This is a genomic window from Actinomycetota bacterium, from assembly GCA_040755895.1.
Taxonomy (GTDB): domain Bacteria; phylum Actinomycetota; class Aquicultoria; order Subteraquimicrobiales; family Subteraquimicrobiaceae; genus Subteraquimicrobium.
This window is the reverse complement of the sequence record JBFMAG010000072.1, coordinates 1-6,699: the sequence shown is the minus strand read 5'-3', so window position 1 is coordinate 6,699 and position 6,699 is coordinate 1. Positions and strand designations below refer to the sequence as shown.

Genomic DNA, 6,699 nt, shown 5'->3' with positions numbered 1-6,699 from the left:
AATTTGATGTTTTCTGGCATATTTTATGGTCTCCTCCCGAGACATGGTCCATTCACGTACGGGAGCGATCACTTTCAAGGAGGGATCGAGTGCACCTATCGATACTTCGAAACGCACCTGATCGTTTCCCTTACCCGTACATCCGTGAGCCACATATTTAGCCCCAATTGATTTGGCCGTCTCCACAAGCCACTTGGCGATTAAAGGGCGAGAGAGTGCTGATACCAGGGGATACTTTCCCTCATAAAGGGCATTCGCTTTCAAGGCGGGGAGAATGAAATCACGAGCGAATTCCTCCCTGGCGTCGACGATATGAGATTCGATCGCTCCTATCTTTAGAGCCTTCTCCTTTACACATTCCAAATCTTTAGATGGGTCGTCTTTTGCCTGCCCCACATCAACGACCAGGGCTATTACATCTAGATCATATTTCTCTTGAAGCCATTTTATGGCCACAGAGGTATCCAACCCACCCGAATAAGCCAAAACTACTTTTTCCCTCGCCATTTTTCCTCCTACTCTCTTCACTCGCCCAGACGGGCGCCCGTATGGGCGCTTATTTACTTTTCAGCTCATTTAATCTGGCTAGAACGGAAGCCCCCTCACTGCTATTGTGAGTGACTACCAAGATGGTATCATCTCCGGCCACCGTTCCCAGAACCTCTTCCCACCTCACTCCATCAAGTGCGGAGGCTACACCCTGAGCGGTACCTGGAGTGGTTTTAACCACGATGAGATTCCCGCTCCGATTCAGGCTTACCACAAAATCCTCGAGCATCCTTCGAAGATGCTCCGTTTCATCGCCTATGAATTTACCTTCGGGAAGAGCATAAATACTAGTACCATCACCCATCCGGACTTTCAACAAACCCAATTCACTTATGTCCCTCGATATCGTAGCCTGAGTCACTTCGTATCCCAGTCTCTGTAACTCACATACCAGTTCTTCCTGGGTGTGAATCCTCTTCGATTCCACTATTTCCCTGATGGCAGCGTGTCTCTCACCTTTTAATCTCATTTTGATCAACCGATTAGCGAAATTAATAAGGCCTTTTGAATGTGAAGTCTATTCTCCGCTTGATCAAAGACGACACACCTGGGATCGTCCATCACTTCAGCAGTAATTTCTTCACCCCTGTGGGCGGGAAGACAATGCATGACGATGGCATCGGGCTTGGCGTAAGCTAAAAGTTCCTTATTTACCTGGTAGGGTTGGAAAGCAGATATTCTCTCATCCCGCTCCGCCTCCTGACCCATACTTACCCAGACATCCGTATATACAATATCGGCATTTCTTACGGCCTTTATGGGATCATTGACCACCTCCGCTTTTGGTTTTAACCCTCTCAGGTTCTTTAAAGCCATGTCAATGATCCACTTCTTGGGTTCATATCCCTTTGGAGAAGCGATGAAGATATTTAGTCCAACTTTAACCGAACCCATTAAAAGGCTGTGGGCGACATTATTTCCATCCCCCACATAGGCAAGCTTGAGACCCGCCAGGCGATCTTTCTTCTCCAGGATGGTCATGAAATCGCCAAGGGCTTGACATGGATGGAAATCGTCGGTGAGAGCATTGATCACCGGTACATCCGCAGCTTTAGCCAACTTTTCCACATCCCCTTGAGCAAAAGTCCGAATGATTATGGCATCCACGTATCGGGAGAGAACCCGACCGGTGTCCTCGATGGATTCTCCCCGACCCAATTGCATATCCCCAGCGCTTAAGAAAATTGGGTGTGCACCAAGATGCGCCAAACCCACTTCAAAGGAGACCCTCGTTCTCGTGGACGGTTTTTCAAAGATCATGGCCACGGCTTTGCCTTCTAAATATCGGTGGGAAACCCCCATCCGTTGCAGGCGTTTAAATTCCATAGCCTTGGATAGAATGAGATAAATTTCATCCGGGCTCAAATCACCCAATGTTAGAATATCTCTTCCCCTAAGTGACGCCACGCTAACCTCCACCCCGATAGTTAGGTATCTTGCTCGCCTTGCTGGTAATGGGTTGATTTCCAACTACCCATCGATCCATTCACCTAACAACCTATCCTTCCATTCGTCGAGAACCTCACCAAATATGCCCAGAACGGTCTCGATTTCCTCCTTCGTTATACAAAGTGGGGGGAGAAATCGAACGATGTTATCTCCGATATTATCTGTAATCACCCCGCGATGAAAAAAATTCAGTACAATATCCCGAGCAATACCCTGCCTGCCGGCAGGCAGGTCCCTGTGGAGTTCGACCCCAATCATCAATCCTTTCCCCCTCACTTCCTTAATTATAGGTCTTCTCTCCTTCAGTTTTTCAAGCTCCTGTTTAAAATAACTTCCCAAGGTAGCACAATTATCCACCAATCCCTCCTCTCTTAGGACCTTCAATGCGGCCACTGCCGCCAAAGTAGCAAGAGGTCCACCACCGAATGTTGATCCATGATCACCGGGTTTAAAGAATCGAGCTACTTCCTCCCGGGCGATGAAAGCACCAATGGGTAGTCCGCCTCCCAAACCCTTTGCTAAAGTCATGATATCCGGCTCGATATCATAATGCTCATAGGCAAACATCTTTCCCGTACGACCCATACCAGTTTGAACTTCATCCAGAATGAGCAGGAGATTCTCCCGATTACAGAGTTCCCTCACACCTTTGATGTACCCCATCTCGCACTCATATACTCCGCCTTCCCCCTGGATGAGTTCGAGCATTACCGCACAGGTATTCTCGGTTAGGCAACCCTTTAGAGCATCTAAATCATTTAGGGGCACATGCTTGAAACCTGGGGGCAAGGGTTTAAAGGGTCTTTGTTTATCGGGTTGACCCGTAGCCGCTAAAGTCGTAAAGGTTCGACCGTGAAATGAGCGAAAGGCGGTGATCACCTCATATTTGCTCCCGCCAAAATTCTCCTTGCCGTATTTGCGCGCCAATTTCAGAGCTCCTTCGTTTGCTTCAGCACCACTGTTGCAAAAGAAGCATTTATCTCCAAAGGATATTCCCACCAGCATCTCAGCTAACTCAATTTGGGGAATAGTGTAGTAAAGATTGGAAACGTGAACGAGTTTCTCCATCTGTTCCCGAACCGCTTTGACCACCGCCGGGTGACAGTGTCCAATGTTGGCCACTCCCAATCCTCCCAGGAAATCAAGGTATTCTTTGCCCTCAATATCCCACAACCTACTTCCTCTTCCTCGCGAGAAGACAACCGGAAGGCGGCTATAAGTATTCATAAGATATTTGCTCTCTTTGGTGATATACTCATCAACACTCATAACTTCTCCCTTGGAAACCATCTATCTCTCGCATGTCGAATGCCGAAGGTCGAATGTCCGACGAAAACATGATTTATAAACATTCGACTTAGTCATTGGGCATTCGTTAACCCCCGACTATCATTGTTCCAATGCCCTTATCGGTGAAAATCTCCAAAAGAAGGGCATGCGGAATCGTTCCATTTAAGATGTGCGCCCTTTTCACACCAGCCCTAAGGGCTCTTATACACCCCTTGACTTTAGGTAACATCCCTTCACCTATTAAATTCCCCTCTATTAGCTTTTCGCACTCATCGATGCTAAGTTCGGAAATGAGAGACTTCTTATCGGCAAAATCTTTGTACAATCCATCAACATTTGTAAGAAAGATTATCTTATCGGCTTTCAGCGCCGCAGCAATCTCAGCGGCGACGGAGTCGGCGTTGATATTATAGCTTTCTCCCTTTTCTCCGACCCCCACGGAGGCGATGACTGGGGTAAATCCATCCCTTATCAAATTTTGAAGAATTTCCGTATTGATCTTTTGAACCTCGCCAACGAAACCCAGGTCTTCCCCGGTAGTGGTGGTACACTTTTGAGCTATTATCAATCCAGCATCGTCGCCGCTTATTCCCACGGCTATCCTGCCCTGCCCACCAGTGCCACCTGCTCCCTCTTCAGGCAGGCGGGCATGGCGATTAATCATGGAAACGAGTTCCTTATTTACCTTACCCACAAGGACCATTTTTACAATATCCATGGTTTCCTTATCCGTGACTCGAAGCCCTTCCACGAATTTTACCTCTTTTTTCAACTTCCTCATGTAGCTTGAAATCTCGGGACCTCCTCCATGAACGATCACTGGATTCATGCCCACGTACCTCATCAAAACGATATCGGAAGCGATGGATTGCTTAAGAGAATCATCGAGCATGGCACTTCCACCATATTTTATGATGATGGTTCTCCCATAATACTCCTTAATGTATGGAAGCGCCTCCATCAGAATTTTGGCTTTAGCCAATGCATTCTCCATTTTTCTCATCCTTTAAATCGCTCGTCCCTCGTCGCATCGCCACTCGAAAGTGAGATTTGAAATTCGAGAGTCGAAAACGAGTGTCTTTTACGTTTTATAGGCTGCATTTATCTTCACGTAATCATAGGATAAATCCGTAGTCCACACGGTTGCCATTGAATCACCCAGATTAAGATCAATGGTTACCCTTATCTCTTTATCCTTCAGGAGATCCTTAATCTCCCCTTCATCATAAGGCAAGCCCTCACTACCTCTCACGATTTGATGATGGCCAAGGTAAATATCTATATCTTGTGGATTGATTTCCGCTCCAGAGTGACCAATTGAGGCGATGATCCTTCCCCAATTGATATCCTCACCGAAAAAAGAGGTTTTAACCAAATTTGAGTTGGCTACGGCCATGCCTATGGTTTTAACATCCTCGAAGGATTTTCCACCCCTGACGATGATTTCGATGAATTTGGTGGCTCCTTCCCCATCCCTCACAACCATCTTGGCTAATTCTTGGGTGAGGAAGTCCAATGCTTCTTGGAAGATGAGAGCGTCTTTGCTGCCTTCGACCACCTCCTGGTTCTGAGCAATCCCATTGGCGAGGATAACAACCATATCGTTGGTGCTTGTCTCCCCATCGACGGTGATCATATTGAAGGATTTATCGACCGATTTTTTTAAAGCCCGTTTTAAACATGGGTGGGAAATTCTGATATCCGATGTCAAAACCGAAAGGGTTGTGGCCATATTGGGAGCAATCATCCCAGCTCCCTTGGTCATCCCTCCTAGAGTAAGGGTTTTGTTCCGTATTTTAAATTCAATCGCCATTTCCTTGGGGAAAGAATCGGTAGTCATAATCGCTTCAGCGGCATCCAGATGAGCATCGTAAGAAAGCGATGTTACAGCATTTTGGATGCCTCGTTTCAGCTTCTCCATGGGGAGGGGAACACCAATAATTCCAGTTGAAGCCAGTAAAATTTGATAAGGAGAGATTCTCCCCAAACAGTTCTTTGTGAGCTCACCTGCGGTGATTTTTGCCATCTCTATGGCATTGGTTATGCCTCGCCTCCCCGTACAGGAATTGGCATTACCGCTGTTGATCACCACCGCTTGAGCGACCCCTTCCTGAACATGTTTTTTGCTGATCAAAACAGGGGGAGCGGCCATCTTATTGGTGGTAAAAACGGCAGCGGCGATGGCGGGAACTTCGGAAAAGATGAGGGCAAGGTCTTTTCCGCCACTTCCTTTGATCCCACAACTCACCCCGGAAGCTTTAAATCCCCTTGGGGCGGTTACTCCCCCGGATATCACCTTGACCTCTACCATCTCGTTTTATCCTCCTATAATCTTTAAAGTAGCGAGAAATCAATAGAAATATTTGATCTTGCGCTCCCAACTACCAACTAACAGACTATCGACCAATCAAGGTACAAGCCCAACAGCTCTTAGTCCTTCGTCTTCAGAAAACCCACACATGATATTCATGTTCTGAATGGCCTGGCCCGCAGCTCCCTTGACCAAATTATCGATCGCGCAGACCACGATGACCTTGCGAGTTCGCTCATCCACTTCCAAACCTATATGGCAGTAGTTGGAACCCAAAACGCTTTTCGTCTCAGGGTATTCTCCCTCACTCAGAATGTGCACGAAGGGTTCACCCTCATAAAAAAGTCCATATATTTCGAGGAGATCGGGGGTCTTTAAACTCCGTTTTAGATCACAATATATGGTGCTCAAGATACCCCTAGTCATGGGGATGAGGTGAGGAGTGAAAGCAATCTTTATTTCTTCCCCAGCGAGCTTGCTCATTTCTTGCTCCATTTCCGGGGTATGCTTATGCGCGGCAACCAAGTACGCCTTTACATTTTCATTGCATTCAGGGAAGTGGCTGGAGAGATTCAAACCCCTACCCGCCCCCGAAACCCCGGATTTCGCATCCACTACGATAGTTTGGGTCCGTATGAGCTTCCTTATCAGCAAAGGAGCCGTTGCCAAGAGAACGCTAGTGGGATAACAACCGGGATTGCAAACAAAATTCGCCCCTTTAATGGCTCCCCGATTAATTTCCGGCAGTCCGTAAATAGCCGTACCCAAAAGCGCGGGATAAACATGGGGTATCCCATACCACCTTTCATAGACGTTCTTATCAACCAATCGAAAATCTCCACTGAGGTCGATGATCTTGTGATTCTCGTCCACCAGCTGGGGCACGATCTTCATCGAAGTCCCATGAGGTAAAGCAATGAAAAGAATATCCGAATTCTCCTTGGCTTGCCTTGAATCGAAAACCGTGTAAGAAAGGTCACAAATTCCCGTTAAATTGGGATAAAGAGAGGCAGCTTTCTGATCCCTATATCGATCGGCTGTAACATAAGTCAGCTCAACGTGGGGATGATTCAGTAACAACCGAGCGAGCTCAGCTCCAG

The 6,699-nt window shown here is 47.1% G+C and carries 7 protein-coding genes; all 7 read right to left on the bottom strand.

The features are described 5' to 3' along the window. On the bottom strand, window positions 1-507 hold a 507-nt coding region (locus AB1466_03420), incomplete at its 3' end, for an argininosuccinate synthase domain-containing protein (GenBank protein MEW6189147.1). 49 nt (window positions 508-556) lie between these two features. Next, complete coding sequence (gene argR, locus AB1466_03415; protein ID MEW6189146.1) at window positions 557-1,018, bottom strand: arginine repressor; 462 nt, start codon at window positions 1,016-1,018, stop codon at window positions 557-559. 5 nt (window positions 1,019-1,023) lie between these two features. Next, window positions 1,024-1,956 (bottom strand): ornithine carbamoyltransferase, encoded by a 933-nt coding sequence (gene argF, locus AB1466_03410; GenBank protein ID MEW6189145.1) that lies wholly within the window; start codon window positions 1,954-1,956, stop codon window positions 1,024-1,026. 63 nt (window positions 1,957-2,019) lie between these two features. Further along, complete coding sequence (locus AB1466_03405; GenBank protein ID MEW6189144.1) at window positions 2,020-3,267, bottom strand: acetylornithine transaminase; 1,248 nt, start codon at window positions 3,265-3,267, stop codon at window positions 2,020-2,022. A gap of 106 nt (window positions 3,268-3,373) precedes the next feature. After that, window positions 3,374-4,282: an acetylglutamate kinase gene (argB, locus tag AB1466_03400; GenBank protein ID MEW6189143.1), complete on the bottom strand. Its 909-nt coding sequence runs from the start codon at window positions 4,280-4,282 to the stop codon at window positions 3,374-3,376. Between the two features lie 87 nt (window positions 4,283-4,369). Continuing rightward, entirely contained in the window at window positions 4,370-5,599 is a 1,230-nt protein-coding gene (argJ, locus tag AB1466_03395) for a bifunctional glutamate N-acetyltransferase/amino-acid acetyltransferase ArgJ (GenBank protein ID MEW6189142.1), read from the bottom strand. 96 nt (window positions 5,600-5,695) lie between these two features. Continuing rightward, the coding region (gene argC / locus AB1466_03390) for an N-acetyl-gamma-glutamyl-phosphate reductase (GenBank protein MEW6189141.1) at window positions 5,696-6,699 on the bottom strand (1,004 nt) is incomplete at its 5' end.